At 52.5% G+C, this 23,431-nt stretch carries 29 protein-coding genes; 16 read left to right on the plus strand and 13 right to left on the minus strand.

Annotated features, from left to right (window positions below):
- Nucleotides 1-97: 97 nt before the first annotated feature.
- Both yjfN and bsmA read right to left on the minus strand, forming a co-directional pair.
- Entirely contained in the window at nt 98-385 is a 288-nt protein-coding gene (gene yjfN, locus AC07RN_RS11065; RefSeq protein WP_011915628.1) for a DUF1471 family protease activator YjfN, read from the minus strand.
- 136 nt (nt 386-521) lie between these two features.
- On the minus strand, nt 522-851 hold the full coding sequence (bsmA, locus tag AC07RN_RS11070) for a biofilm peroxide resistance protein BsmA (RefSeq protein ID WP_072241921.1): 330 nt from the start codon (nt 849-851) through the stop codon (nt 522-524).
- A gap of 139 nt (nt 852-990) precedes the next feature.
- On the opposite strand from bsmA, the gene yjfP reads away from it, so the two are divergent.
- Entirely contained in the window at nt 991-1,716 is a 726-nt protein-coding gene (gene yjfP, locus AC07RN_RS11075; RefSeq protein WP_478336355.1) for an esterase, read from the plus strand.
- A gap of 108 nt (nt 1,717-1,824) precedes the next feature.
- Here the strand turns inward: yjfP and yjfY are convergent, their stop codons facing one another.
- On the minus strand, nt 1,825-2,100 hold the full coding sequence (gene yjfY / locus AC07RN_RS11080) for a DUF1471 family protein YjfY (protein ID WP_478336356.1): 276 nt from the start codon (nt 2,098-2,100) through the stop codon (nt 1,825-1,827).
- Nucleotides 2,101-2,444: 344 nt separating this feature from the next.
- On the opposite strand from yjfY, the gene rpsF reads away from it, so the two are divergent.
- The 5 genes from rpsF (at nt 2,445) to AC07RN_RS11105 (ending at nt 4,975) form a co-directional block, all read left to right on the plus strand.
- Nucleotides 2,445-2,840 (plus strand): 30S ribosomal protein S6, encoded by a 396-nt coding sequence (gene rpsF, locus AC07RN_RS11085; RefSeq protein ID WP_011915632.1) that lies wholly within the window; start codon nt 2,445-2,447, stop codon nt 2,838-2,840.
- Nucleotides 2,841-2,846: 6 nt separating this feature from the next.
- Entirely contained in the window at nt 2,847-3,161 is a 315-nt protein-coding gene (gene priB, locus AC07RN_RS11090) for a primosomal replication protein N (RefSeq protein ID WP_006178996.1), read from the plus strand.
- Between the two features lie 4 nt (nt 3,162-3,165).
- Entirely contained in the window at nt 3,166-3,393 is a 228-nt protein-coding gene (rpsR, locus tag AC07RN_RS11095) for a 30S ribosomal protein S18 (RefSeq protein WP_000135199.1), read from the plus strand.
- A 41-nt stretch (nt 3,394-3,434) separates the two neighbouring features.
- Nucleotides 3,435-3,884 carry a 50S ribosomal protein L9 gene (rplI, locus tag AC07RN_RS11100; protein WP_012015787.1) on the plus strand — a complete coding sequence of 150 codons (450 nt, stop codon included), beginning with the start codon at nt 3,435-3,437 and terminating at the stop codon, nt 3,882-3,884.
- Nucleotides 3,885-4,036: 152 nt separating this feature from the next.
- Nucleotides 4,037-4,975 (plus strand): DMT family transporter, encoded by a 939-nt coding sequence (locus tag AC07RN_RS11105; RefSeq protein ID WP_012015788.1) that lies wholly within the window; start codon nt 4,037-4,039, stop codon nt 4,973-4,975.
- A gap of 40 nt (nt 4,976-5,015) precedes the next feature.
- Here AC07RN_RS11105 and AC07RN_RS11110 read toward each other — a convergent pair whose 3' ends face one another.
- Nucleotides 5,016-5,648 carry an OapA family protein gene (locus AC07RN_RS11110; protein ID WP_478336357.1) on the minus strand — a complete coding sequence of 211 codons (633 nt, stop codon included), beginning with the start codon at nt 5,646-5,648 and terminating at the stop codon, nt 5,016-5,018.
- Nucleotides 5,649-5,902: 254 nt separating this feature from the next.
- On the opposite strand from AC07RN_RS11110, the gene fklB reads away from it, so the two are divergent.
- Entirely contained in the window at nt 5,903-6,523 is a 621-nt protein-coding gene (gene fklB / locus AC07RN_RS11115) for a BamJ family beta-barrel-assembly machinery protein (protein WP_012015790.1), read from the plus strand.
- A gap of 307 nt (nt 6,524-6,830) precedes the next feature.
- Nucleotides 6,831-8,240 (plus strand): D-serine/D-alanine/glycine transporter, encoded by a 1,410-nt coding sequence (gene cycA, locus AC07RN_RS11120; protein ID WP_478336358.1) that lies wholly within the window; start codon nt 6,831-6,833, stop codon nt 8,238-8,240.
- Nucleotides 8,241-8,307: 67 nt separating this feature from the next.
- Here cycA and ytfE read toward each other — a convergent pair whose 3' ends face one another.
- Entirely contained in the window at nt 8,308-8,970 is a 663-nt protein-coding gene (ytfE, locus tag AC07RN_RS11125; protein WP_478336359.1) for an iron-sulfur cluster repair protein YtfE, read from the minus strand.
- 250 nt (nt 8,971-9,220) lie between these two features.
- On the opposite strand from ytfE, the gene AC07RN_RS11130 reads away from it, so the two are divergent.
- Nucleotides 9,221-10,870 carry a methyl-accepting chemotaxis protein gene (locus AC07RN_RS11130; RefSeq protein WP_478336360.1) on the plus strand — a complete coding sequence of 550 codons (1,650 nt, stop codon included), beginning with the start codon at nt 9,221-9,223 and terminating at the stop codon, nt 10,868-10,870.
- Between the two features lie 37 nt (nt 10,871-10,907).
- Here AC07RN_RS11130 and AC07RN_RS11135 read toward each other — a convergent pair whose 3' ends face one another.
- From AC07RN_RS11135 to AC07RN_RS11145, 3 genes are all read right to left on the minus strand, one after another.
- Nucleotides 10,908-11,873 (minus strand): DMT family transporter, encoded by a 966-nt coding sequence (locus AC07RN_RS11135; protein ID WP_478336361.1) that lies wholly within the window; start codon nt 11,871-11,873, stop codon nt 10,908-10,910.
- A 75-nt stretch (nt 11,874-11,948) separates the two neighbouring features.
- Complete coding sequence (locus AC07RN_RS11140; protein ID WP_407438407.1) at nt 11,949-12,773, minus strand: AraC family transcriptional regulator; 825 nt, start codon at nt 12,771-12,773, stop codon at nt 11,949-11,951.
- A gap of 81 nt (nt 12,774-12,854) precedes the next feature.
- Complete coding sequence (locus AC07RN_RS11145; protein ID WP_478336362.1) at nt 12,855-13,703, minus strand: SDR family oxidoreductase; 849 nt, start codon at nt 13,701-13,703, stop codon at nt 12,855-12,857.
- A gap of 83 nt (nt 13,704-13,786) precedes the next feature.
- On the opposite strand from AC07RN_RS11145, the gene AC07RN_RS11150 reads away from it, so the two are divergent.
- Nucleotides 13,787-14,173: a winged helix-turn-helix transcriptional regulator gene (locus AC07RN_RS11150; protein ID WP_478336363.1), complete on the plus strand. Its 387-nt coding sequence runs from the start codon at nt 13,787-13,789 to the stop codon at nt 14,171-14,173.
- Nucleotides 14,174-14,269: 96 nt separating this feature from the next.
- Here the strand turns inward: AC07RN_RS11150 and AC07RN_RS11155 are convergent, their stop codons facing one another.
- A complete protein-coding gene (locus tag AC07RN_RS11155) occupies nt 14,270-15,241 on the minus strand; it encodes a GlxA family transcriptional regulator (RefSeq protein WP_478336548.1) in 972 nt (323 codons plus the stop codon).
- 165 nt (nt 15,242-15,406) lie between these two features.
- Here AC07RN_RS11155 and AC07RN_RS11160 point away from each other — a divergent pair, with 165 nt between their 5' ends.
- From AC07RN_RS11160 to AC07RN_RS11170, 3 genes are read left to right on the plus strand one after another with little or no spacing between them, the layout of a single operon-like run.
- Entirely contained in the window at nt 15,407-16,180 is a 774-nt protein-coding gene (locus tag AC07RN_RS11160; protein ID WP_478336364.1) for an alpha/beta hydrolase, read from the plus strand.
- A 23-nt stretch (nt 16,181-16,203) separates the two neighbouring features.
- On the plus strand, nt 16,204-16,839 hold the full coding sequence (locus AC07RN_RS11165) for an FMN-dependent NADH-azoreductase (RefSeq protein WP_478336549.1): 636 nt from the start codon (nt 16,204-16,206) through the stop codon (nt 16,837-16,839).
- 3 nt (nt 16,840-16,842) lie between these two features.
- Nucleotides 16,843-17,151, plus strand: coding sequence for a YciI family protein (locus AC07RN_RS11170; protein ID WP_478336365.1), 309 nt, complete (start codon nt 16,843-16,845; stop codon nt 17,149-17,151).
- 61 nt (nt 17,152-17,212) lie between these two features.
- Here AC07RN_RS11170 and AC07RN_RS11175 read toward each other — a convergent pair whose 3' ends face one another.
- On the minus strand, nt 17,213-17,848 hold the full coding sequence (locus AC07RN_RS11175; protein WP_478336366.1) for a hypothetical protein: 636 nt from the start codon (nt 17,846-17,848) through the stop codon (nt 17,213-17,215).
- A 459-nt stretch (nt 17,849-18,307) separates the two neighbouring features.
- On the opposite strand from AC07RN_RS11175, the gene AC07RN_RS11180 reads away from it, so the two are divergent.
- Nucleotides 18,308-18,712, plus strand: coding sequence for a YybH family protein (locus AC07RN_RS11180; RefSeq protein WP_478336367.1), 405 nt, complete (start codon nt 18,308-18,310; stop codon nt 18,710-18,712).
- A 79-nt stretch (nt 18,713-18,791) separates the two neighbouring features.
- Here AC07RN_RS11180 and AC07RN_RS11185 read toward each other — a convergent pair whose 3' ends face one another.
- Together AC07RN_RS11185 and AC07RN_RS11190 are read right to left on the minus strand one after the other, a co-directional pair.
- Nucleotides 18,792-19,418 carry a Vat family streptogramin A O-acetyltransferase gene (locus tag AC07RN_RS11185; protein WP_235134606.1) on the minus strand — a complete coding sequence of 209 codons (627 nt, stop codon included), beginning with the start codon at nt 19,416-19,418 and terminating at the stop codon, nt 18,792-18,794.
- Between the two features lie 49 nt (nt 19,419-19,467).
- Nucleotides 19,468-21,414 (minus strand): bifunctional 2',3'-cyclic-nucleotide 2'-phosphodiesterase/3'-nucleotidase, encoded by a 1,947-nt coding sequence (locus tag AC07RN_RS11190; RefSeq protein ID WP_478336368.1) that lies wholly within the window; start codon nt 21,412-21,414, stop codon nt 19,468-19,470.
- A 179-nt stretch (nt 21,415-21,593) separates the two neighbouring features.
- Here AC07RN_RS11190 and cysQ point away from each other — a divergent pair, with 179 nt between their 5' ends.
- Nucleotides 21,594-22,334 (plus strand): 3'(2'),5'-bisphosphate nucleotidase CysQ, encoded by a 741-nt coding sequence (gene cysQ / locus AC07RN_RS11195; RefSeq protein ID WP_478336369.1) that lies wholly within the window; start codon nt 21,594-21,596, stop codon nt 22,332-22,334.
- On the opposite strand, the gene AC07RN_RS11200 is transcribed toward cysQ, so the two are convergent.
- Entirely contained in the window at nt 22,328-22,885 is a 558-nt protein-coding gene (locus tag AC07RN_RS11200; protein ID WP_478336370.1) for a YtfJ family protein, read from the minus strand. The two genes, cysQ and AC07RN_RS11200, sit on opposite strands and share 7 nt — an antisense overlap.
- 323 nt (nt 22,886-23,208) lie before the next feature.
- Between AC07RN_RS11200 and AC07RN_RS11205 the strand changes: the two genes are divergently transcribed.
- A complete protein-coding gene (locus AC07RN_RS11205) occupies nt 23,209-23,415 on the plus strand; it encodes a DUF1107 domain-containing protein (RefSeq protein WP_012015808.1) in 207 nt (68 codons plus the stop codon).
- Nucleotides 23,416-23,431 lie beyond the last annotated feature (16 nt).

The raw sequence follows: 23,431 nt of genomic DNA on the forward strand, positions 1-23,431 counted from the left end.
AAATGTTACATTGATGTAATGAATAAGCAACAGTCAAGATAAACGATTTGTAAAAATAGAAAAGCCACTAAAATTAAGTGGCTTTTTTGGGAGCGTTTCAGGCGTAGAGAATGGCTTGCACTCGCCACTGATCGGCATGTCGGTCCTCCTGCATCTGGACGATGCGATACCACGAAGCACCTTGTTCATCCGCTTTTAAGGCAATCACACGTTCAACATCTTGCGGGCTCCCTGAAATATTAGTCACGGAGATCAGACCAATTTCATTTAAGCCTGTGACGCAATCCGCACTGGCAAATTCCGCTGACTGCGCGGTGGTGCTCATCAGCCCAGCTGAGAGCAGCAGTGAGGTCAAAGCAAGAGATCGTTTCATTGTCAGCTCCATTTCACATTTCTCCGGTATCCGCCGGGCAATCCTTCGCAAATAAACTCACTTCCTTTGTCACAGGCATGGAGTTTATTGTGGACAGGAAAACGTCTATGGACGCAAAGCAGTGTAAATGTCGTTTAAATGCTGACAGTTATTTGCGGTACAAAATGGCTTGTGAGTACCACTGTCCCGTTATGATTGTTTCATCAATCATAATGATGACGTAATAATCTGCTTTCGCAGCGACAGCTTTGGCTTTTATTTCATCCTCTGCATCCGCCGGTGAACCGCGAACTAACGCACTGACGGTACCCAGTCGTTGTAATCCTTCGGTCTGATTACGGCGAATTTCCTGAGGATGATCGGTGGCCGCGGGAGCGGGTTGTGGCGTGCCTTGCAACGCGCTACAGCCCATTAATAGCGACACCAGCAATAAAGCAGCGAACCTGCGCATAACCATATCTCGTTTCCTGATAGTCATAGTGTAGATGTCTGCGAATTTCCTTTTGGGGGAATGTTCCCAAACTGTTATCTGTGACATAAATTTCGAATGAAAATGTCGTGAAAGCGTAATCCAGTTCTCAACATTATGAATCACCCATCAGACAAGAGGATCGACCATGATTGAACTTACAACGCAGCGGCTTGGCGAACACGAAATTCTACACGCTTTTCCGGCGGGAATGCGTGAGCAGCCGTTGCCGGTTGTTATTTTTTATCATGGCTTTACGTCATCAAAACTGGTGTACAGCTATTTTGCCGTGGCACTGGCGCAGGCGGGCTTTCGTGTCGTGATGCCTGATGCCCCCGATCATGGCGCGCGATTTTCAGGTGATGAACAGGCGCGACTGGGCCAGTTCTGGCCCATTCTGCACGGCAATTTGGTGGAGTTTAGCGGATTACGAGATGCGTTATATCAGGCGGGATGGGTGGCTGATGACCGACTAGCCGTAGCAGGAGGTTCAATGGGCGGCATGACGGTGTTGGGGATCATGACACGTTACCCGGAAGTGAAATGCGTCGCGAGCCTGATGGGGTCGGGCTATTTCACCACGCTTGCTCACACGCTTTTCCCGCCGACGGGCGATATTGACGCAAGCGTTTCTCCACTCGCGGACTGGGAGGTCACGCATGCGCTGCCGCGTCTGGCCGATCGCCCGTTGCTGCTCTGGCATGGTGAAGCGGATGACGTCGTGCCTGCTGGCGAGACGTTCCGTTTGCAGCAAGCCTTAATACGCGATGGACTGGATCAAAATCTAACGTGTTTGTGGGAAGCGGGTGTTAAGCATCGCATCACGCCAACGGCGCTGGATGCCACGGTTGCGTTCTTTCGCCAGCACCTGTAAACCCAAGTTTTACACCAGGTGCGGATAAAAAAAGCCCCCCGGGCAGGGGGCAAGTCAAACTAGGATTATGTTTTCGTTTTTGGCTTTCCTGGTGCTAACGTTCAAGTCTTATCGGTAGATATCTGCGCTTGCATGCATATTGCCGTTGCTGCCGGGTTCGCGCGTTAAAACCACATGGTAATAGGCTGCGCCCTGCGCATCGGTCTCTTCATTAAGCGCCTGATCTGCTTCACTTTCAGTGGCGAAATTATGATTGATATAAATCACGCCTAAGCTGTGCACATCATCCATATTTTTGGCCTGTTGGCCGTCTATCTTGATGGCTGCCATTGCGTTTGTACTCAGCACAAGCGCAGCCAAAATGACGATTACGATATTTTTCATGATCGGTACTCCACGACGACGTACTGTTTGCGGTTATTGGCCTCTCCTGTCGTGTCTGGATGGGGTCTGATTAAAGTGTAATCGCTTATCTGGCGGGCAATCGCGACCATTTCTGATGCTGTTGTTCAAAAAAATGGCGCTTTCGAATGTGATTAATTTTAAATCATCCACTTAGACTGGCTTTGCGCTTTGTGCGAATTATTTGTGCATTCAGCTTGAGTTTATGGGGGTTCGCAATTAGAATGGCGCGTCAATTTTTCAGCCGACCTTTAACAACGTTCCTTGCCTCCATGGGCCTCGGCTGACCCAGACAGGAGGCTGAATAATCCGTAAGGAGCAATTCGATGCGTCATTACGAAATCGTTTTTATGGTCCATCCTGACCAGAGCGAACAGGTTCCGGGTATGATCGAACGCTACACTGGTGCAATCACTGCAGCAGAAGGCACGATCCACCGTCTGGAAGACTGGGGTCGCCGTCAGCTGGCTTATCCGATCAACAAACTGCACAAAGCTCACTACGTTCTGCTGAACGTTGAAGCTCCGCAGGAAGCGATCGATGAGCTGGAAACTAACTTCCGCTTTAACGACGCCGTTATCCGCAGCATGGTAATGCGTACTAAAAACGCAGTTACTGAAGCATCTCCGATGGTTAAAGCGAAAGACGAGCGCCGTGAGCGTCGCGATGATTTCGCAAACGAAACCGCAGATGATTCTGATGCTGGGGATTCTGAAGAGTAATTTCTGATGACCAACCGTCTGGTGTTGTCCGGTACCGTGTGCAGGACCCCCCTTCGTAAGGTCAGCCCATCAGGAATTCCTCATTGCCAGTTCGTGCTTGAGCATCGTTCTGTGCAGGAGGAAGCCGGGTTTCACCGGCAGGCGTGGTGCCAAATGCCCGTTATTATTAGCGGACACGAAAACCAGGCCATTACTCACAGTATAACGGTCGGTAGCGCAGTAACCGTTCAGGGGTTCATTTCTTGCCACAAGGCAAAGAACGGTCTGAGCAAAATGGTTCTGCATGCCGAGCAGATTGATTTGATAGATTCTGGAGACTAGCCATATGGCACGTTATTTCCGTCGTCGCAAGTTCTGCCGTTTCACCGCGGAAGGCGTTCAAGAGATCGACTATAAAGATATCGCAACGCTGAAAAACTACATCACCGAAAGCGGTAAGATTGTCCCAAGCCGTATCACCGGTACTCGTGCAAAATATCAGCGTCAGCTGGCTCGCGCTATCAAACGCGCACGCTACCTGTCTCTGCTGCCGTACACTGATCGTCATCAGTAATCGGGCACAGTCCATTAATACGACTTTAAGAGGATAAGGTAATGCAAGTTATTCTGCTTGATAAAGTAGCAAACCTGGGCAGCCTGGGTGATCAGGTTAACGTTAAAGCGGGCTACGCTCGTAACTTCCTGGTTCCACAGGGTAAAGCTGTTCCTGCTACTAAGAAAAACGTAGAGTTTTTCGAAGCACGTCGTGCTGAACTGGAAGCCAAACTGGCTGACGTTCTGGCGGCTGCTAACGCTCGCGCTGAAGCAATCAACGCACTGGGCACCGTTACTATCGCGTCTAAATCTGGCGACGAAGGTAAACTGTTCGGTTCTATCGGTACTCGCGACATCGCTGACGCTGTAACTGCAGCTGGCGTTGACGTGGCTAAGAGCGAAGTTCGCATGCCGAACGGCGTTCTGCGTACCACTGGTGAGCACGAAGTGGACTTCCAGGTTCACAGCGAAGTGTTCGCTAAACTGGTAGTAAACGTTGTAGCTGAGTAATTTATTACTGAGTTAGCGTAAAAGCGCCGGCCTTGTGCCGGCGTTTTGCTTTTTGTCTCACCGCACCTCTCACAACTCTCCCTGTAGGGTAGCAATTGCTGCCGCAATCTCTGATAATGAATTGAAACGTCATTTTATTTTTGAGATCTGCCATGAACTCCGCTCCGCCTGTGCCCGTTTTTGCCCGTAAAAATGTTGCTTACGCCTGCGCGACGTTATGTTGTCTGCTGTGGGGTAGCTCCTATCCGGCAATTAAAAGCGGTTATGAACTCTTCCAGATAGCTACCGATGACATTCCGTCTAAAGTGGTATTTGCAGGTTACCGTTTTCTTTTCGCAGGGCTGTTACTGCTGATCTTTGCGCTCGCCCAGCGTAAACCCATCGCCAGACTCACCCCGCGACAGTTTGGGCAGCTCTCTCTGCTGGGACTGACGCAAACCACGATACAGTACACGTTCTTTTATATTGGCCTTGCGTATACCACGGGCGTGAAAGGTTCGATCATGAACGCCACCGGGACCTTTTTCAGCGTCCTGCTGGCGCATTTTATCTATCAAAACGACAAGCTCAGCTATAACAAAACCATTGGCTGTATTCTGGGGTTCGCGGGTGTGATGCTGGTGAATTTCAACAGTGGGCTGATGGACTTTAGTTTTGTCTGGCAAGGCGATGGCTTTGTGGTTCTGGCCGCTTTTATTCTCTCTGCCGCCACGCTGTACGGCAAGCGTATTTCCCAAACGGTCGATCCCACCGTGATGACCGGCTGGCAGTTGGCGATCGGCGGACTGGTGCTGGTAGTTGGCGGCTATTCGACGGGCGGGACGCTGGAAGTGCACAGCATGGAGGCCGTCGCAATCCTGGGTTACCTGACGCTCTTATCTTCCGTCGCTTTTGCGCTATGGAGCATGTTGCTGAAAGTTAACCGCGTCAGCATGATCGCCCCGTTCAACTTTGTCATACCTGTCGCAGGCACGGTGCTGTCCGCCATTTTCCTTGGCGAAAATATTCTGGATATCAAATATGCCATCGCGCTGGTGCTGGTGTGTTCAGGAATTTGGTGGGTGAATAAAGTCAGTAAAAAGGCCGCCTAAAAAACCAGGCCCGGTGAACGTTGCGTCACCGGGCTGAGAATTACTTCGCGCGGATAAAACTCCCGTCAGTCTGGCGAGTGAATAACACCTGTTCGCCATTTCCGGTATCAATCGTCAAACCCGTCACCACGCCGCTGGCATTCTGGCGGATCTGCACCATCTGACCGTTTTGCAAATTGCTGAGCGGTTTACCTGCCCCTTCTACCTGCGCCATGGAATAGACGTCCGTCGGCGGCAAATTGTGGTCGCGGAACAGTTGCGCCATCGTCTTTCCAGGCTCGACGCGATACGAACGCCATTGCTGGTCGATACCCGTAGGTTGCTGCGCCTGTGGTGCGGCGGCTTGTTCCTGAGGCTGATCGTCCTGGATCGGTTCAGGTTCAACCGGCGCGACTTGACCGGGATCGTTTGACGGTGTCACCAGCTGTGTCTGCATGGGCTGCTGATCGCGCTGTGGTTGTGATTGTGACTGGATATCCAGCTGCGCGTTGCGGCTCGCTGGCGCGGTATCGCTGTCATCGCCTGAAGGAAGCAGGAAGCCCACCACCACCAGCAGGGCGGCAATGATGATGCCTCTGCGATGGAGGTTCGGCAGCGGGTCCATGATGCGAAAATTGTCTGGCGCATGCCAGATTTTCGCCAGGGTAGGTTTCAGTTCAAATCGCCCGGGCATGGCTCTCCTCCTGCTCCGCGTCTTTTTACCCGTCATCCACGGGTCGATATCCTGTTCTCAGAAGTATAGTTCGCTAACTGCCTGAATGGCGTAGCAAAGCCGCCTTCACTGTCCCACGTTTGGGAAAAATCCTGGTACGCCCTATTGTTTCTGTTTCGCGGCGGTTTGTCATCTTAACTTAAGACAAAGTTTTACCCGTAAGGGCGTGGCTGCTATGCTGCCCGCTACTTTAAATGTGATGGAAGGAAGCCCCCATGACCACCCCGACTTTTGACACTATCGAAGCGCAGGCAAGCTACGGTATCGGTTTGCAGGTAGGACAGCAGTTGAGCGAATCCGGCCTGGAAGGACTGTTACCTGAAGCGCTGGTGGCGGGTATCGCTGACGCGCTGGAAGGCAAACAGCCAGCAGTGCCAGTAGACGTTGTTCATCGCGCACTGCGTGAAATCCACGAGCGTGCTGATGCCGTTCGTCGTGAGCGTTTTGAAGAAATGGCTGCTGACGGCGTGAAATATCTTGAAGAAAACCGTGAGCGCGAAGGCGTGAATATCACCGAATCTGGCCTCCAGTTCCGTGTGATTACTCAGGGCGAAGGCGCAATCCCGGCTCGCACCAACCACGTTCGCGTGCACTACACCGGTAAACTGATCGACGGCACCGTGTTCGACAGCTCCGTTGCGCGTGGCGAACCGGCAGAATTCCCGGTTAACGGCGTGATTCCTGGCTGGATCGAAGCGCTGACCCTGATGCCGGTTGGTTCTAAATGGGAACTGACGATCCCACAAAACCTGGCATACGGTGAGCGTGGCGCGGGTGCATCTATCCCACCATTCAGCACCCTGGTATTTGAAGTCGAGCTGCTGGAAATCCTGTAATCGACGCGCTTTTCCTCTCCCGCTTCGGGAGAGGAAAATGCGTGATAAAACCTAAAGTTACAGTGATATCAACATTTTATTTTGCATATGCACGCTTTGCGTGTATTTTTGTGAGCTGTTTTGCATTGTACAAGTGATATGACACTCACTTTAAACATATTATTAACATAATCTCTAATTCACAGTATTCATCCTGCCGATTCTTACCTACTATCGACGAGTCCTTGTATCAGGGATCGTCGCGTTTTGACGTCATTAAAGGCCAGAAGAGCCTAAACAACACAGACAGGTACAACAGGAAAATCACATGGTAGATCAGGTTAAAGTCGTCGCCGATGAAGAGGCTTCGTCTGAACAGTCGCTGCGGCGCAATCTCACAAACCGTCATATTCAGCTTATCGCCATCGGCGGTGCCATTGGTACCGGGCTGTTTATGGGGTCAGGTAAAACCATCAGTCTTGCCGGGCCATCCATCATATTCGTCTATATGATCATCGGTTTTATGCTTTTCTTCGTGATGCGAGCAATGGGTGAATTGCTGCTCTCGAATCTCGAATACAAATCTTTTAGCGATTTTGCCTCCGATCTGCTCGGACCGTGGGCGGGCTATTTTACCGGCTGGACTTACTGGTTCTGCTGGGTCGTGACCGGAATGGCCGATGTTGTCGCCATTACCGCGTATGCGCAATTTTGGTTCCCCGGATTGTCAGACTGGGTCGCGTCGCTGGCGGTGATCGTGCTATTGCTGAGCCTTAACCTTGCGACCGTCAAAATGTTCGGTGAGATGGAGTTCTGGTTCGCGATGATCAAAATCGTCGCGATCGTTGGCCTCATCGTGGTGGGTCTGGTGATGATACTGACGCACTTCCAGTCGCCAACCGGCATTCAGGCGTCGTTTTCCCATCTTTGGAATGACGGCGGCTGGTTCCCGAAAGGCCTGAGCGGATTCTTCGCAGGCTTCCAGATTGCGGTGTTTGCCTTCGTGGGCATCGAGCTGGTGGGGACAACGGCGGCGGAAACCAAAGATCCTGAAAAATCCCTGCCACGCGCGATTAACTCGATTCCGATTCGCATCATTATGTTCTACGTGTTTGCGCTGATCGTAATTATGTCCGTGACGCCATGGGGTTCCGTGGTGCCAACGAAGAGCCCGTTCGTCGAGCTGTTCGTCCTGGTGGGACTGCCCGCTGCGGCAAGCCTGATTAACTTCGTGGTACTGACCTCTGCGGCGTCCTCTGCGAACAGCGGCGTGTTTTCCACCAGCCGTATGTTGTTCGGTCTGGCACAGGAAGGCGTTGCCCCAAGCGCATTCGCAAAACTGTCTAAGCGTGCGGTTCCCGCGAAAGGGCTGACCTTCTCCTGCATCTGCCTGCTGGGCGGTGTGGTGATGCTGTACGTGAATCCGAGCGTGATTGGTGCGTTTACCATGATCACCACGGTATCCGCGATACTGTTCATGTTTGTCTGGACGATCATTCTTTGCTCGTACCTGGTGTACCGCAAACAGCGTCCGCAGCTGCATGCGTCATCCAAATACAAAATGCCGCTCGGCAAACTGATGTGCTGGGTATGTATGGCGTTCTTTGTGTTTGTGCTGGTGCTGTTGACGCTGGAAGATGATACACGCCAGGCGCTGATGGTCACGCCGCTGTGGTTCATTGCGCTGGGTCTCGGCTGGCTGTTTATCGGTAAGAAACGTATGGCCGGTATGCGCTAACGAAAAAAGGCCACGCGAGGTGGCTTAAAGCAAGGACTTCCAACAAGACGCTCTCGGGCGTCTTTTTTTATTCGCCTGCGAGGGCTCGCGGGAATAAGACGTTGTTTTCGAGGCTGATGTGTTCCATCAGATCGTCGATCAATTCGTTAATGCCGTTATACATCGCTTTCCAGGTGGTACAAGCATCCGCGGGCGGCGTCACGTTGTCGGTGGTGTGCTTAATCACTTCGAGCAGTTCGCCCGCATCATCATGCTCACTTTCCATCACGCTGATAGGGCCCATCGCCTGGCTGCCCATTCCCTGTTTGATCATCGGGAACAGGATTTGCTCTTCTTTCATCATGTGGCTGGAAAGTTCTTCGTGCAGCATGGTCAGGTATTTTGCCAGTCCACGCGGTACAGAGGCTTTATCGGCGTGCACACGCTCGACTTTCGTCGCCTGCAAAATCAGCTCAGGCAACTGTTCGCGATGGCGATCGTGGTAGCGCACGATGATGTGATCGATGATCTCGCCAAGCGCGACCATGCGCCAGTCTTTGTCGATGGGCTGCTCGGCCAGTTTCGCCAGTTCAGCTTCAATTGCGTCAACATCCAACTCCTTACGCAGGGCCGCACGTTCCAGCGTTTGCTTACCGCCGCAGCAATAATCCATGTCGTATTTACGAAACAGCGCAGAAGCGCGCGGAATGGAGAGCGCCAGCTCGCCTAAAGGTTGGTCGCGAAAGGCCATCAGCAGTTACCTCATCATCAATTGTATAAGATGCATATTAAATGCATCTTTAAGGGAAGGCTATAACCCTTTAGTGGCAAAGATCAAAATGTGAGATTCATCACAAAATTATTTTAAAGTATTAAGATGCTGAATGGATTTGAGAAATTCAGAAAGTGTGGTTATTCGAGAATTTACAGCGTTAAACAACCCAGCGCGCCTGCCGATAGATACACGTCAGACAATATCCTGCATATAACAAAGGCATACAATGTTTAAGCGTATTAAAGTTATCACACTACTTGTTTCGGTGTTGCTGGTGCTGGGTGCCATGCAAATTATCTCTGCAAGCGTATTCATAAATGCGCTGAATAATGACAAAGACAATTTCACCGTTTCACAGCTCTCCAGTAAGAACGTTGCAGAATTTACCGACGCGTGGATTAGCCTCAACCAGGCGCGCGTTACCCTTAACCGCGGCATGCTCCGCCTGCAAAGCAGCGCAGCGAGTCAGATCAACGGCGGACAGCTCAGCGAGCTGGTTGCCACGGCGAAAAACCTGCTGGCGAACGCGCAAGGTCATTACGATAAATACTACGCTTTGCCAGAAACGCCGGGGATGGATGAAAACCTGAGTAAGCAACTGGAAGAACAATATCGCATCTACTCGTCCACGCTGGCGCAAATGAACAGCTTGCTGGCGCAGGGTAATCTGGACGATATGTTCAAACAGAATGCCGAGAAAAAGCAGCAGGCGATGCAAAAAGTGTATCGCGAATGGCGCGAGGCGCAGGCTAAGCTGACCGACAAAGGGATCGTGGATAACGAAAACGACTATCAGCGCATCCTGTGGATCCTCTCCGCCATTATGATTGTGGTGGTGGGCGTGATTATCACCAGTTGGATCGCAATGCGTCGCGTGCTGCTCAAGCCGCTGGACGAAGTCATTAGCCATATCCGCGCGATTGCCGCAGGCGATCTGACGCAGCCTATCGACGCCCACGGTAAGAACGAAATGGCGGTGCTGGGGCGCAACGTGCAGGAAATGCAAACCGCGCTGGCGAACACCGTCGGCGTCGTGCGTGAAGGCGCAGATACTATCTTTACGGGCGCAGGTGAAATTTCTGCAGGCAGCAACGATCTCTCTTCCCGTACCGAGCAGCAGGCCGCTTCTCTGGAAGAAACCGCTGCCAGCATGGAACAGCTGACCGCGACCGTGAAGCAAAATGCGGACAACGCCCGTCAGGCATCACGACTGGCGAAAGACGCGTCTGTCACCGCTAAAAAAGGCGGAAATGTAGTAGAAGGCGTGGTGCGTACGATGGATGATATCGCCACCAGCTCCAGCAAAATTGCGCAGATCACCAACGTCATCGACGGTATCGCTTTCCAGACCAATATCCTGGCGCTCAACGCAGCGGTAGAAGCCGCACGTGCAGGCGAGCAGGGACGTGGTTTTGCCGTGGTTGCCGGTGAAGTCCGTACGCTGGCGCAACGCAGCGCCCAGGCAGCGAAAGAGATCAAAGCGCTGATTGATGATTCCGGCGAGCGCGTCAGCGCAGGTTCTCAGCTGGTTAACGAAGCGGGCAGCACGATGGCTGAAATCGTCAGTGCCGTCACGCGCGTGACCGACATTATGGGCGAAATCGCTTCTGCCTCTGATGAGCAAAGCCGCGGTATCGATCAAGTCGGTTTGGCGGTTGCGGAAATGGATCGTGTGACTCAGCAGAACTCCTCGTTGGTTGAAGAGTCCGCCGCCGCAGCCGCAGCGCTGGAAGATCAGGCGGCTCGTCTGAACGAAGCGGTTGCGGTATTTAAAATTAACCGTGGTCGGGCTGTGAAAGCCGCGCCGGTTAAAACCTTCGCTGCGAAGGTCAAGCCGACGGCAACGGTTTCTGACGGTAACTGGGAAACATTCTAAGTATTTGCCCGGCGGCGCAACGGCTGCCGGGCATGATTCAACTCAGCGAAACCGGAACGACCGTGGGTTTTTCCGGTTTCGCTTTTACCGCGATCACAACGCCAATCACCAACAGCGCAATCCCGCAGGCCGTTAACAGCGGCGGCACGCTCTCGCGTATCAGGAAGGTATAAAGCAATCCGGCGAGCGTTTCGAAAACGATCAGCGGCCCCAAAATCACCGTCGGCAATTTCTGGCTGGCGATGTTCCAGCACAACGCACCCACCCACGAACACAGCACGGCGATGGCGACCATTAACCACACAAACACCCATGGCCTCGGCCCAAACGGCAGGGCAAACTCAGGCTGCTGAAGCCCTAACCATCCGCAGGCGGCGAGGTAACCCACCAGCGAAACGGGAAGCGTCACCAGCGCTTGCGCAGTTGCCCACATCATCGGATTTTTATCCGGATTTTCACGCAGCCATTGAGCGTTACGCAGGGCATACCACGCCCAACACACCACAGAAATCAGCGCCAGTACGATGCCTGAGCCGTAGCGCCACGCGCTCATCTCGGCCAGTCCTTGACGCAACTCCGCAATATTCACGCACGCCAGTCCCGCCGCAATGCAGACCAGCGCAGGCAGCATTTTTGACCACGCCAGCTTGCCGTCACGGTGGCTATACAGGAGGTTGGCGAACACCGGGATTACTACGGGTAACGTGCCGATAATCATGGTCGACACCGGCGCGCCGGTGCGCTGGATGGCACTTGCCAGGCACACGTAATAAATCAGATTTCCCATCATGGTCAGCGCCAGCGCGGTCATCCAGTCTTGACGGCGTAGCTGACGCAAACGCACACGGCCAAACCAGGCCAACGGCAGAGCGATCAAACCCAACGCCAGATACCGCCCCATCGACTGCAAAACCGCCGGATATTCCGGGACGATCAGCGGGCCGACAAAAATCAGTCCCCACATCAAACCTGCAAGCAGGGCATACAGCACGCCGCTAATCATTTTTCCCTCCACGACCTATAAACCAGCGTGAAGTGTAGGAAGACCAACGCCTGGCGTATTGTATGAGATTGCGCATTAGCGCTGGGCGACCTGTTTTTGATAGCGCACGGGCGTAATGCCGTAGCGATGCGTAAACGCGCGGGTGAGATGCGATTGATCGGTCAGTCCGGTAGCCGCCGCCACTTGTGCTGCGGGCATGCCGTGGGTGAGAAACGCTTTGGCGCGCCACAGGCGAATCGCCATCAGCATTTGATGCGGCGTGACGTGAAAGTGCGCCTTGAATTGACGCTGGAAATGATACGGACTCAGCGACACCACGCGTGCCAGCTCGTCGAGCGTCACCGGATGCATATAATTGTCGTGCAGATAGTCGCGCGCCAGCTCAAAGCGGTGCGCGCCTTCCTGAATTATCGGCGCATGGCGAGCCAGCGGCTTAAAGGTGTCGATCAGATCCAGCAACAATCCCTTTTGCGCCAGCGGATCGTCGGTATGCCACAGGCCATAAATCAGCTGGCAGAGTTGCTGTGAGCGCTGCGGGTCATGGCGCGTCACATCGCTAAACCACCAGTGGCGAATCCCGGTCACCTCCTCCAGTAAATCAGGCTCAAGATAAACCATGCGATAGCGCCAGCCGTCGTCCGTGGCGGATTCGCCGGTATGCAGCTCGTCTGGATTCATGGTGACGACGGAATGGACAGGGGCGACGTACTGCGTGCCGCGATAGCGAAAGCGCTCGGCACCGGCTTCAATTGCGCCGATTCCGAAGGCTTCGTGAGTGTGAGGCTCAAAGGCGTAGCGAGAGATATGGGCGTGATACAGCTCTACGCCCGGCACCTGCGCCAGATGGCGAAAGCGCGCGCTGTCTCTCTCATCGATGAACTGTTCGGGTACGCCTTGCACGGTGAGCCTCCTCGTGGGTCATCTTTTGATTATCAGAGATGACCCAGAGGGATGCCACAAAAATTAACCTGCGCTTAACCGTTACAGAATGCTTTTGACGCTTTCCGCCAGCGGCGTAGTGGCGCGGCCAATCAGTTTGCTCAGCGTATGGCTATCGTCAAACAGACCGCCTTTAGACGCCCCCGTGTCAGAGTCGGCCAGCATATCCGCCAGACCTGCGGGTAATCCCACGCTCTTCAGCGCCGCGGCGAAATCCGCTTCGCTCAGGTTCTGATAAACGACCTGTTTGCCGCTCTGTTTACTCAGCTCAGCCGCCAGTTCGGTCAGCGTCCATGCGCTGTCGCCAGCCAGTTCGTACACCTTGCCTGCGTGACCGTCTTCTGCGATGACTTTTGCTGCCGCAGCGGCATAATCCGCGCGGGTGGCCGCAGCAATTTTGCCGTCGCCGGCAGCGCCGATAAACACGCCGTGTTCAATGGCAGGCGGTGCGCTTGCCAGATAGTTCTCGGTATACCAACCGTTACGCAGCAGGGCGAACGGAATACCAGAATCTGCCAGCGCTTTCTCGGTCGCGACGTGTTCATTGGCCAGGCCGAGTGGTGATTTATCCGCATGCAGCAGGCTGGTGTAGGCGATAAATTTCACGCCCGCCGTTTTGGCCGCATTGATCACATTCTTATGCTGCGGTTCACGCTGGCCGACTTCGCTGGACGAAATCAGCAGCAGTTTTTCCACGCCCTTCAGCGCCGCAGTGAACGCCGTCTGGTCGGTGTAATCCGCCTGACGCACGGTGATACCTTGTTTGATCAGCGCATCGGCTTTTGCCGGATTACGCACAATAGCCACAATCTGATGGGCAGGAACGGTTTTCAGCAGATTTTCGATAACGTGTTGGCCAAGCTGGCCGGTAGCGCCGGTAATCGCGATCATGAGGAACTCCTTCGTGTTTGTCTGGTGTTGTGGCACACTATCACTCTAACTAACTTATAGTAAGTACGTACAAAAAGGTAAGTATGAAATCAACCCTTCCGACGCTCAGCGAGCAAATGCGCGACGGCAATCTTTTTGCCGAGCAGTGTCCATCCCGCGATGTGCTCAAGCATGTCACCAGCCGTTGGGGCGTGCTGATTCTGGTGGCGCTGCGGCAGGGGACGCACCGGTTCAGCGATCTGCGCCGTAAAATGGGCGGCGTCAGCGAGAAAATGCTGGCGCAGTCGTTACAGGCGCTAGAGCAGGATGGGTTTGTGAATCGCGTCTCTTATCCGGTGGTGCCTCCGCACGTTGAGTACAGCCTGACACCCCTTGGCATAGAGGTGAGCGAGAAAGTGGCCGCGCTGGCAGACTGGATTGAGGTGAATACCCCGCAAGTACTTACTAACCGGGACAAACGCGCAGCATAAAGGCGTTGAGGTGTTGTGCCTGTCTGATGAGCGCCAGACCCTCAGTCTTCGTTGCGGGTGAGATATTCCTGTTTGCCGAATTTGTGGCAAGGGATCTCAAACCCTTTCCGTTCTGGCGTTGAACCATTCCCGGTAACGGCCTGGAGACATTTCCATGACGCCATTGAAGGCGCGCCTGAACGCCGTTTCATCCTTGTATCCGCACGCGCTCGCCACCTGAGAAATGGTGTTTAGCGGGCTTTCCAGCAGAATGAGGGCGGTTTCGATTCGAACGCGAGTGATAAAACTTTTAGGGCTTTCCTGATTAAGTGACATCATTTTACGATGAAGCGTTCGGGTCGTCATATTGAGCGCCTCGGCCAACGCTTCCACGGTGATAGAAGGGTTCTGGTAACGCACCAGATGCTCAGCTTTGGTCAGCAGCGGATGTCGTGAATTAAGGAATCCACCGGGAGCGTAGAGCTGCTGTGATAACGGCTGGCTGTCAGCAACCGCCATATCCGCCGTCAGTTTTGCGATTTCTTTGCCCGCGTGAAGACGCACAAGGTGGATCACCAAATCGACCCATGAAAGTGGGCCCCCCGTCGTCACCACATTATCCTGTTCGACCAGCACCTTTCCCCATTGCGGTTTCGCCAGGACGTAACGTTCCCTGAAGGTGTGGAATAACCACCAGGTGGTCGCGCACGCCCGTCCATTCAACAACCCCGCCTCTGCCAGAACAAAGCTCCCGGCGCACGCGCCTGCAATACAGCTTCCCTCTGAATATTTCTCTTTCAGCCATGCGGCGGCCTGACCAACAGCCTCTTTTGCGAGCGGGTATTTTTGGTCGTCCAGCTGCATACCGCTGGCAATAATCACGTCAAAGGACTCGGGGTCATCAAACGCGCCATCGCTCTCAATTAACCTGCCCTGAACATCTCTGACCGGTTTGCCATCACGGGTCACTATTTTCACATCATAAAACGGTGTCTCTCTGGAGAGATCCGTATTGAGCGTGGGGTTTTGCGTGATGACCTGATTTGCCAGCCAGAACATATCTGCAAGCCCGGCAAGGGCCGATCTCATGCTGTATGGCAGCGCCAGTAATCCTATTCGCACGGGCTTATTCCTGAATAAAGAAAGATGTCTGATTTTGCCTGAAACCTGTCATTAAAGACACTTCATGTGCGGCTTATCAGGCCGTTAAACTGATGAAAATTTATTGTATCCCCCCGAAGTGAGGAGGGTCCGATGCGAGACCGACTGACAACGTGCATGCAAAAAGGGTTTTTGCTTTTGTGCCTGCTGATGCCTTTTACCGCTTCTCTTCATGCGCAGGAGTTGAAGATCAAAAATATCGTTCTGGTTCATGGTGCTTTTACTGACGGTTCATGCTGGTCAGCGGTGATTTCTATTCTGCAATCAAAAGGTTATCACGTGACTGCGGTGCAGAATCCGTTGACCTCGCTGAAGGACGATGTGGCGGCGACAGAACGCGTTCTGGCACGACAAACGGGCAGCGTGCTGCTGGTGGGACATTCATGGGCGGGCGCGGTGATAACCCAGGCGGGAAATGCTCCCAATGTGAAGGGGCTGGTTTATCTGTCGGCTCTGATACCCGACAGCGGCGAGTCTGTTTCTGATGCGCTGGCGCGCCTCCATGCCCCGATGGAGGGGATGACGGCGGATAAAAATGGATTGATTTGGCTTGATAACCCAGACGCTTTCCATCATGTGATGGCAAATGATATTCCGCTAGAACAGGCTCAGGTACTGGCAGCGGCACAGCAACCTATTGCCGCCTCAGCGTTCGCCGAGAAAGTCACACAGGCGGCCTGGCACTATAAACCTGCCTGGTATCTCATCACTGAAAATGATAATGCGCTCAATGCGTCAGTTCAGGCCCATTTCGCTCGTGAGGCTAGAGCCCATATTTCCCGACTTCATTCCAGCCACATGTCTATGGTTTCGCATCCGCAAGAGGTCGCGAATCTCATAGATACGGCTGCTCATCGTCTCCAATAAACTTCCTTAAACGGGTGATCGCTATGAACCTCCTTCACATTGATTCAAGTATTACCAGGACATTTTCGATAACGCGTCAGCTCTCCCGAGAGGTCGTTAATCAGCTCACTGAAACTGGCGCATTTAAACAGGTCACTTACCGCGATCTTGTTAAGGACGAAATCGGCCATCTGACGGGCGAAATTGCCGCCGGGTTCCGACCGGTTCCCGGCAGCCCATCGGTGAGTACCGAACAGGCCGCTGAATATCAGGTCTCTAACACGCTGATAAAAGAGTTTTTGGAGAGTGACGTTATCGTTATTGGCGCGCCGATGTATAACTTCTCCGTTTCCAGTCAGCTAAAAGCCTGGATCGACAGAATAGCCCAGCCGGGTAAAACATTTAGCTATACCGCTAACGGCCCCGTGGGGCTTGCAGGCGGCAAGAAAGTCATCATCGTTTCAGCGAGAGGGGGGTTCTATCACAACACCCCTCTGGAAAAAATGGATTTTCAGGAGCTGTATTTGCGTCACTTTATGGCTTTCCTGGGCATTGTTCGGGTGGAATTTATCCGCGCTGAAGGTGCATCAAAAAGCGAAAAGGTGAAGCAACAAGAAATAGCTCGCGCTATGGCGTCAATCCCCCAGGTTATTAATACTGTTTTAAATGATGAGGAATAAAATATGTTGCATGCCGTAACGTTAACGTATTTGCGTCATGAAGAAGACATTGCGCGATATCTTGATGCACATAAGCAATGGCTCATCAGAGGTTTTAAGGAAGAGAGAATTATTTTTGCGGGTCCGTTAAGTAATGGCTCAGGGGGATATATTCTGTTTCACAGTGATAATAGCGACAGCGTACATCATTTCCTGAAAGACGATCCTTTTGTCGAACATAATGTTGTCAGTGTGAGTCTGGTCAGTATTGAACCTGCATTAAGCAGCAAAGATTTCCCCGAGAAATGGTCAGGCGAATCAAAAGCTATTTAAGATCTTTTAAAATAACCGCTCCGTATATCACTCATCGTCGATGAGTGATATACGGATACTGTTATCGATTCAGTATGTCCAGACTTGCTTGAGGCGAAATACTGTCTGCCGGATTGCCTTTACCTTCTACCGTATTGGTAAAATAATTGTAATCAAGCTCAATCCATTTCTGCAGCTTAGTTTCATAGTTATCGGGATATTGCGCCTGCTCGATATCCGGTAGTGTTTTAAAGTGTTCCAGCACCGCGCTAAAGAATTTTGTCAGCTTTCCACTGCTGTTATATTCGGCCATCGCTTTGGCGACAACCTCTTTTCGCCAGGCGTATTCCTGATCGTTAGACGCTTCCCATGCGGCTCTTCTTTCGTTGGTGGTGTAGAGCCCGCTGTCGTCATAAGTCACTAAAGCCAGTTGCTCGCGTGTAAACCCAGCGAAAGGGTTTCTGCCGTCGCCGTTAACAAATTTTGTGGCTTGCGCTGCTCTGGCCAGACGTTCAGGATCAGAAGAGTCAGGGATTTCCGCGTTATACATTGCGCGGTTAGCCTTATATTCAGGTCCGGAAATTTTGTTCAGCAGCGCTTGCGCTTTTGCGCCTAACTCTTTTCTGCTCAGCCCCGCATTCTCCGCATCGGCGCGGCTTGCGCTGTCACTTAATTGTTGAGCAAGCGATGAAAAAACAACCTCTTTTTTGGTCGGCATCTCGACCTTACCGGTTGCATGACCCGGCGTCTCTGGCTGCATTATTGTGCGTCGGCTATCCGACGTATCATTATTGAGACTCGATTGACTACTGATAGGGTTGAGCATAGGTGCCTTTCCTTTTGCTGCGGCTACACCTGCAGCGATGTTATTCAGCGCTAATAAATAATATATCGGTCAATCGTCAATAATCTTTAACTGAGTTCTCCAGAACGCGCTGTCGTTATCGCGGCAAAATGGCATTAAAAATCGCTCTGCGAATCAATGATGAAACGAACAGTTTGTAAATATGTTCTTAAGAGCTGTCAGGTTTACATTATGTTTTATGACATGTGCTCAATCGGTTTGCAGACAGGTCAGGGGAAAAAACCGGAAGCTCATGAAATTTGGTAGCTATACATTTATGCCGGGTTGTTATGCTAATACGGGTTGGTCATATTTTTAACAGCAGGAGTATTCATGAGTTCGCATCCGCTACGCCAGGTGATTGAATCGTGTGACAGAGCGATATCCAATAAAGATTATGATTCGTTAATGGAAAATTACAGCGAAGACGCCGCGCTGATGGTTAAGCCTGGCATGGTCGTTAAAGGCAAAGATAATATTCGTAAAGCCTTTATTGCCATCTCTGATTATTTTCAGGACCAGCTCGTTGTGGAGCAGGGAAATATGGAGGTCATCGAAGGAGGGGATAGCGCGCTGGTTATCATGGAAACGGTACTGCGTTTCCCGGACGGAAAGAATGGAACGGTAGAAACAACACGTCGCGCCACCTATGTCTTCCGGCACGAAAGCGACGGTCGCTGGCTCTGTACCATCGACAATTCGTACGGTACGGCTCTTTTGGATGCGCAAACAGCGTAGCCTTCATGCTCTGAATGACCGGCCTTGCGCTAAGCCGCCCTGAATGATTAATGGCGGCTTAGAAGACTTACACGCGCGGTTAATCGCGTAACGCGTCGATATCACCGGACATGATTGTCGTGAGATTTTGCGTGATCTTTTCAATCGGCCAGTCCCACCAGGCGAGCTTTTCCAGCGTCGCGATGACGTCATCGGGGAAGCGCGTCTTAATGATCCTGGCAGGATTACCGCCCACAACGGCATAGGCCGGTACATCGGAGGTCACGACCGAACGTGAGGAGATGATCGCGCCGTTGCCGACCTTAACGCCCGGCATAATCAGTGCCTGATACCCGATCCACACATCGTTCCCGATTTCCGTATCGCCCTTGTAGGGTAAATCTTCGGGCTGCGGCGTGGCTTTCTCCCAGCCGTTGCCAAAAATATAAAACGGAAAGGTCGAGATCCCAGAAAGCTTATGGTTTGCGCCGTTCATAATAAATTGAACGCCTTTTGCTATCGCGCAAAACTTGCCGATGATCAGCTTGTCGCCAATAAAAGGGAAATGGTAAAGGACGTTACGCTCGAAGTTTTCTGAGTCTTCCGGATCGTCGTAGTAGGTATAATCACCCACGATGATGTTGGGATTGGTCACCGTGTTTTTGATAAAACAAACCTGAGGGAATCCCTCCATCGGATGTGCTGTCGATGGGTTTGGTCCGTTCATACGCCTCCTCAAAGCAAGGCGCGCAGACTGCTCCGCGCGCCTGCTGTGTTTATTTCTGATTCAAATCCACCTGATAAATCGCAAAGCCGATCTCATCGGTGCTGACTTTGGTCATCGGATATTGCGCTTTCTCTTTAATAAACGCCGCCGCTTTATCGGACGGTGACGTCTCAAAGCGAATATCCAGCTTCGTATCGCTGTGAATCGGAGCCAGACGCCAGTTGTTGTCGGCTGCCGGATGGACCGCGCCTGCTTTCTTCGACTGCTCGCCAATCCAGGCCGCCAGTACCGAGCGGTTTTCATCCGGTGAGGCAAACGCAATATGGCTATCGCCGGTTCCGGCAAACTTGCCGCCGTAGGCGCGATAGTTATTGGTGGCAACCAGGAATGTGGCATTCGGATCGACAGGTTTGCCGTTGAAGGCCAGGTTTTTGATGCGTTCCGCTTGCGGGTTAATGGCCTGACACTCACCGTCGTATTTCGCCGGCTGCGATACGTCAATCTGATACTCCACGCCGTCAATCACGTCGAAGTTATAGGTGCGGAAACCATCCCAGTTGATCAGTGACTGCGGCTTGCTGCTTTTCGTATCAATCTGGTTAAACTGCCCGGCAGAACACTCCAGCCACTCTTTCACCTCTTTGCCCGTGGCTTTCACCACGACCAGCGTGTTGGGGTAAAGATACAGATCCGCCGCGTTGCGGAAGGTGAGCTGACCTTTTTCCACTTCAACGTAGCTGGCCGGATCGTTTTTACGTCCACCGACTTTGAACGGTGCGGCAGCGGAAAGAACCGGCAGTTTTGCCAGATCCGGATCGCCCTGAATGAAGTGCTCAACGTAAGCTTTTTGCGCCATGTTGACGATCTGCACGGTCGGATCGTCCTGCACCAGCGCCAGGTAGCTGTACATGTTGTCGGACGATTTTCCGATCGGCTTGCTGACAAACTCACGCGTTGCGTCATGATCGTGCTTGAGCACGTTCACCAGATTTTTATCTTCTGCAGCCAGCGATTTTTTGGCTGCCGCATCATAAATCGGACGGGCCTCGGCTTTGGACTGCGTCACCTGCCATTTTCCGGCGTCATTATTCAGCACCAGATCGACCACGCCAAGATGATCGCCCCACATGCCTGGCATTACTGACGGCACGCCGTTCAGCGTTCCTTTTTCGATATCCGCGCCTTTGATGCTGGCGAAATCTTTACCCGGGAAGACGGCATGGGCGTGACCAAACAGGATAGCGTCGACGCCCGGCACTTCGCTGAGGTAATAGACGGAGTTCTCCGCCATTGTCTGATACGGATCGGCTGACAACCCGGAGTGGGCGACCACTACCACGATATCCGCGCCTTTCTCACGCATTTCTGGCACATACTTGCGCGCGGTTTCGGTGATGTCGTTCACGGTCACTTTACCGGTGAGATTGGCCTTATCCCACGTCATGATCTGCGGCGGCACAAAGCCGATATAACCGATTTTCAGCGTCTGCTTTTTACCGTCCTGATCGACCACGTCAGTCTCTTTGATCAAGTACGGGGTAAAGAGCGGCTTTTTGGTCTTAACGTCAATGATATTGGCGTTAACGTACGGGAATTTCGCGCCAGCGAGCGCATTATGCAGATAATCCAGCCCGTAGTTAAATTCGTGATTACCGAGGTTGCCCACCGCGTAATCCAGGGTATTCAGCGCCTTATAGACAGGGTGAATGTCACCCTTTTTTAGCCCTTTTGCCGCCACATAGTCGCCGAGAGGACTACCCTGAATTAAGTCGCCGTTATCAACCAGCACGCTATTTTTTACTTCACCCCGCGCGGCGTTAATCAAACTTGCGGTGCGTACCAGTCCGAATTTCTCCGTCGGGGTATCTTTGTAATAGTCAAAGTCCATCATGTTGCTGTGCAGGTCTGTTGTTTCCAGAATGCGGAGGTCGACCGTCGCGGCCTGTACGCTTGCTGCTATCAGCGTCGCCAGGAGCGTTGCGCTAAACTTAATCATCAGAGGAGTCCTTTTTTCGATCCAAGCCACAAAAGAATATGTATGTACATTTTGTTGCTTACAGAAGTGTGAATCCTGCCAGAAAAATGCGCAATGAAACCAGAATTGCTTCACAGAGTGTGATTACGATATAAATAAAACAAATAGTTATGCCCACTGCGTTAACGAAGAGGTGGAGTATGTTAGAAAAAATTTGTCAGCTCGCACGGGAAGCCGGTGAGGCCATCATGCAAGTGTACGATGGCGCAAAGCCGATGGACGTGGTCAGCAAAGCTGACGACTCCCCGGTGACCGCCGCCGATCTTGCTGCCCATGCGGTGATCCTCAAAGGCTTGCAGGCACTGACGCCGGATATCCCTGTCCTGTCGGAAGAAGACCCGCAGAGCTGGGACGTACGCCAGCACTGGCAGCGCTACTGGCTGGTCGATCCGCTGGATGGTACGAAAGAGTTCATCAAGCGCAACGGCGAGTTTACGGTCAATATTGCCTTGATTGAAAAGGGCAAAGCGGTGCTGGGCGTGGTGTACGCGCCCGTGATGAAAGTGATGTACAGCGCCGCAGAAGGCAAAGCGTGGAAAGAAGAGTGCGGCGTTCGCAAACAGATTCAAGTGCGTGATGCCCGCCCGCCGCTGGTGGTCATCAGCCGCTCGCACAGTGACAACGAACTGCAGGAGTATCTGCAACAGATTGGTGAGCATCAGACGACATCAATCGGATCGTCACTCAAATTCTGCCTGGTAGCAGAAGGGCAGGCCCAGCTGTATCCGCGATTTGGGCCGACCAACGTCTGGGATACCGCAGCGGGTCACGCCGTAGCCGCCGCCGCTGGGGCGCATGTTCACGACTGGCAGGGCAAGCCACTGGACTACACCCCGCGCGAGTCGTTCTTAAATCCGGGCTTCAGGGTCTCGCTTTATTGACCAAGCAATTTGTGCAGCAGGGCAATCACCTGCTGCACCTCTCCCTGCGTCAGCGCTCCATCTTTCGCCCACTGTACGCGGCCGTCTTTATCCAGCACTACCACCGCAGAACTCTCTTCTTCTAGCTGCCAGGCTTTGCGCGTCACGCCATTGCTGTCGACAATAATCTGTGACCACGGGTAGAGCTTTTTATTGCTCTCAAGGCTGCTGCGCACAAACATGCCGGAACCCGGAATCGCATCATCGGTGTTAACAATAGTGGTGGTCTGGTAGCGGTCATGAGGGAGGTTTGCGGTCTTAATCGCTTCAATCATGCTGGCGTTTTTCTCTTTTGCCGAGGAGCGCCCGGCAAGATGTTGCACCACTCGCACTTTCCCTGGAAGCTGCGCGCTATTCCAGGCTTTGTAGCTAAACTTATCATTGTCGAGAATCAATTCTCCCCGATCGGTAATACCGACCGCTGGGACACGTTGTCCATTTTCAATGTTGTGCGCGGATGCCATCAGCGGCAGTAACAGGCAGGCTGCGGCCAGGACGTTACGAAGGGTCATAGTGTTTCCTTTTTATATGCAGGTGATCCGACCACTTGGTCATGCGTTTTAATCATAAGTGCGATCAATACGCTTCACCCGCAATCTGAGTGCCAGTTTGCGGGCCAACGCACATATCCTTAAAAAAACGACGCCTTATACTGATTTCGGTAATGCTATGCAAAGAATGTTCTGATTAATTGTAATCAAACGGTAAATAAACTGATGCATACTGGGTATCACTGTTTTTCTGGTCTATAGTCATTGGGCAACAAAATTTGCGCTCAGGACAGTCGGGCCGATTGTGGCGCCGCAAGAGCGTGTGATTCGCAGGAGATACAAGAATGAAAATTTTCCAACGCTACAACCCGCTTCAGGTGGCGAAGTACGTGAAGATCCTGTTTCGTGGACGGTTGTATATCAAGGATGTTGGCGCTTTCGAATTTGATAAGGGCAAAATTCTTATCCCGAAAGTGAAGGACAAACAGCACTATTCTGTGATGTCCGAGGTCAACCGTCAGGTTATGCGTCTGCAGACTGAGATGGCTTAACCAACGTGCTATGCAG

The sequence above is a fragment of the Lelliottia sp. GFLA7 genome (assembly GCF_056490165.1).

Excerpts from the sequence above, each read along its gene's own strand:
- yjfN (WP_011915628.1), bottom strand. The coding sequence starts at position 385 with ATGGAGCTGACAATGAAACGATCTCTTGCTTTGACCTCACTGCTGCTC.
- bsmA (WP_072241921.1), bottom strand. The coding sequence starts at position 851 with ATGACTATCAGGAAACGAGATATGGTTATGCGCAGGTTCGCTGCTTTA.
- yjfP (WP_478336355.1), top strand. The coding sequence starts at position 991 with ATGATTGAACTTACAACGCAGCGGCTTGGCGAACACGAAATTCTACAC.
- yjfY (WP_478336356.1), bottom strand. The coding sequence starts at position 2,100 with ATGAAAAATATCGTAATCGTCATTTTGGCTGCGCTTGTGCTGAGTACA.
- rpsF (WP_011915632.1), top strand. The coding sequence starts at position 2,445 with ATGCGTCATTACGAAATCGTTTTTATGGTCCATCCTGACCAGAGCGAA.
- priB (WP_006178996.1), top strand. The coding sequence starts at position 2,847 with ATGACCAACCGTCTGGTGTTGTCCGGTACCGTGTGCAGGACCCCCCTT.
- rpsR (WP_000135199.1), top strand. The coding sequence starts at position 3,166 with ATGGCACGTTATTTCCGTCGTCGCAAGTTCTGCCGTTTCACCGCGGAA.
- rplI (WP_012015787.1), top strand. The coding sequence starts at position 3,435 with ATGCAAGTTATTCTGCTTGATAAAGTAGCAAACCTGGGCAGCCTGGGT.
- AC07RN_RS11105 (WP_012015788.1), top strand. The coding sequence starts at position 4,037 with ATGAACTCCGCTCCGCCTGTGCCCGTTTTTGCCCGTAAAAATGTTGCT.
- AC07RN_RS11110 (WP_478336357.1), bottom strand. The coding sequence starts at position 5,648 with ATGCCCGGGCGATTTGAACTGAAACCTACCCTGGCGAAAATCTGGCAT.
- fklB (WP_012015790.1), top strand. The coding sequence starts at position 5,903 with ATGACCACCCCGACTTTTGACACTATCGAAGCGCAGGCAAGCTACGGT.
- cycA (WP_478336358.1), top strand. The coding sequence starts at position 6,831 with ATGGTAGATCAGGTTAAAGTCGTCGCCGATGAAGAGGCTTCGTCTGAA.
- ytfE (WP_478336359.1), bottom strand. The coding sequence starts at position 8,970 with ATGGCCTTTCGCGACCAACCTTTAGGCGAGCTGGCGCTCTCCATTCCG.
- AC07RN_RS11130 (WP_478336360.1), top strand. The coding sequence starts at position 9,221 with ATGTTTAAGCGTATTAAAGTTATCACACTACTTGTTTCGGTGTTGCTG.
- AC07RN_RS11135 (WP_478336361.1), bottom strand. The coding sequence starts at position 11,873 with ATGATTAGCGGCGTGCTGTATGCCCTGCTTGCAGGTTTGATGTGGGGA.
- AC07RN_RS11145 (WP_478336362.1), bottom strand. The coding sequence starts at position 13,703 with ATGATCGCGATTACCGGCGCTACCGGCCAGCTTGGCCAACACGTTATC.
- AC07RN_RS11150 (WP_478336363.1), top strand. The coding sequence starts at position 13,787 with ATGAAATCAACCCTTCCGACGCTCAGCGAGCAAATGCGCGACGGCAAT.
- AC07RN_RS11155 (WP_478336548.1), bottom strand. The coding sequence starts at position 15,241 with ATGAGATCGGCCCTTGCCGGGCTTGCAGATATGTTCTGGCTGGCAAAT.
- AC07RN_RS11160 (WP_478336364.1), top strand. The coding sequence starts at position 15,407 with ATGCGAGACCGACTGACAACGTGCATGCAAAAAGGGTTTTTGCTTTTG.
- AC07RN_RS11165 (WP_478336549.1), top strand. The coding sequence starts at position 16,204 with ATGAACCTCCTTCACATTGATTCAAGTATTACCAGGACATTTTCGATA.
- AC07RN_RS11170 (WP_478336365.1), top strand. The coding sequence starts at position 16,843 with ATGTTGCATGCCGTAACGTTAACGTATTTGCGTCATGAAGAAGACATT.
- AC07RN_RS11175 (WP_478336366.1), bottom strand. The coding sequence starts at position 17,848 with ATGCCGACCAAAAAAGAGGTTGTTTTTTCATCGCTTGCTCAACAATTA.
- AC07RN_RS11180 (WP_478336367.1), top strand. The coding sequence starts at position 18,308 with ATGAGTTCGCATCCGCTACGCCAGGTGATTGAATCGTGTGACAGAGCG.
- AC07RN_RS11185 (WP_235134606.1), bottom strand. The coding sequence starts at position 19,418 with ATGAACGGACCAAACCCATCGACAGCACATCCGATGGAGGGATTCCCT.
- AC07RN_RS11190 (WP_478336368.1), bottom strand. The coding sequence starts at position 21,414 with ATGATTAAGTTTAGCGCAACGCTCCTGGCGACGCTGATAGCAGCAAGC.
- cysQ (WP_478336369.1), top strand. The coding sequence starts at position 21,594 with ATGTTAGAAAAAATTTGTCAGCTCGCACGGGAAGCCGGTGAGGCCATC.
- AC07RN_RS11200 (WP_478336370.1), bottom strand. The coding sequence starts at position 22,885 with ATGACCCTTCGTAACGTCCTGGCCGCAGCCTGCCTGTTACTGCCGCTG.
- AC07RN_RS11205 (WP_012015808.1), top strand. The coding sequence starts at position 23,209 with ATGAAAATTTTCCAACGCTACAACCCGCTTCAGGTGGCGAAGTACGTG.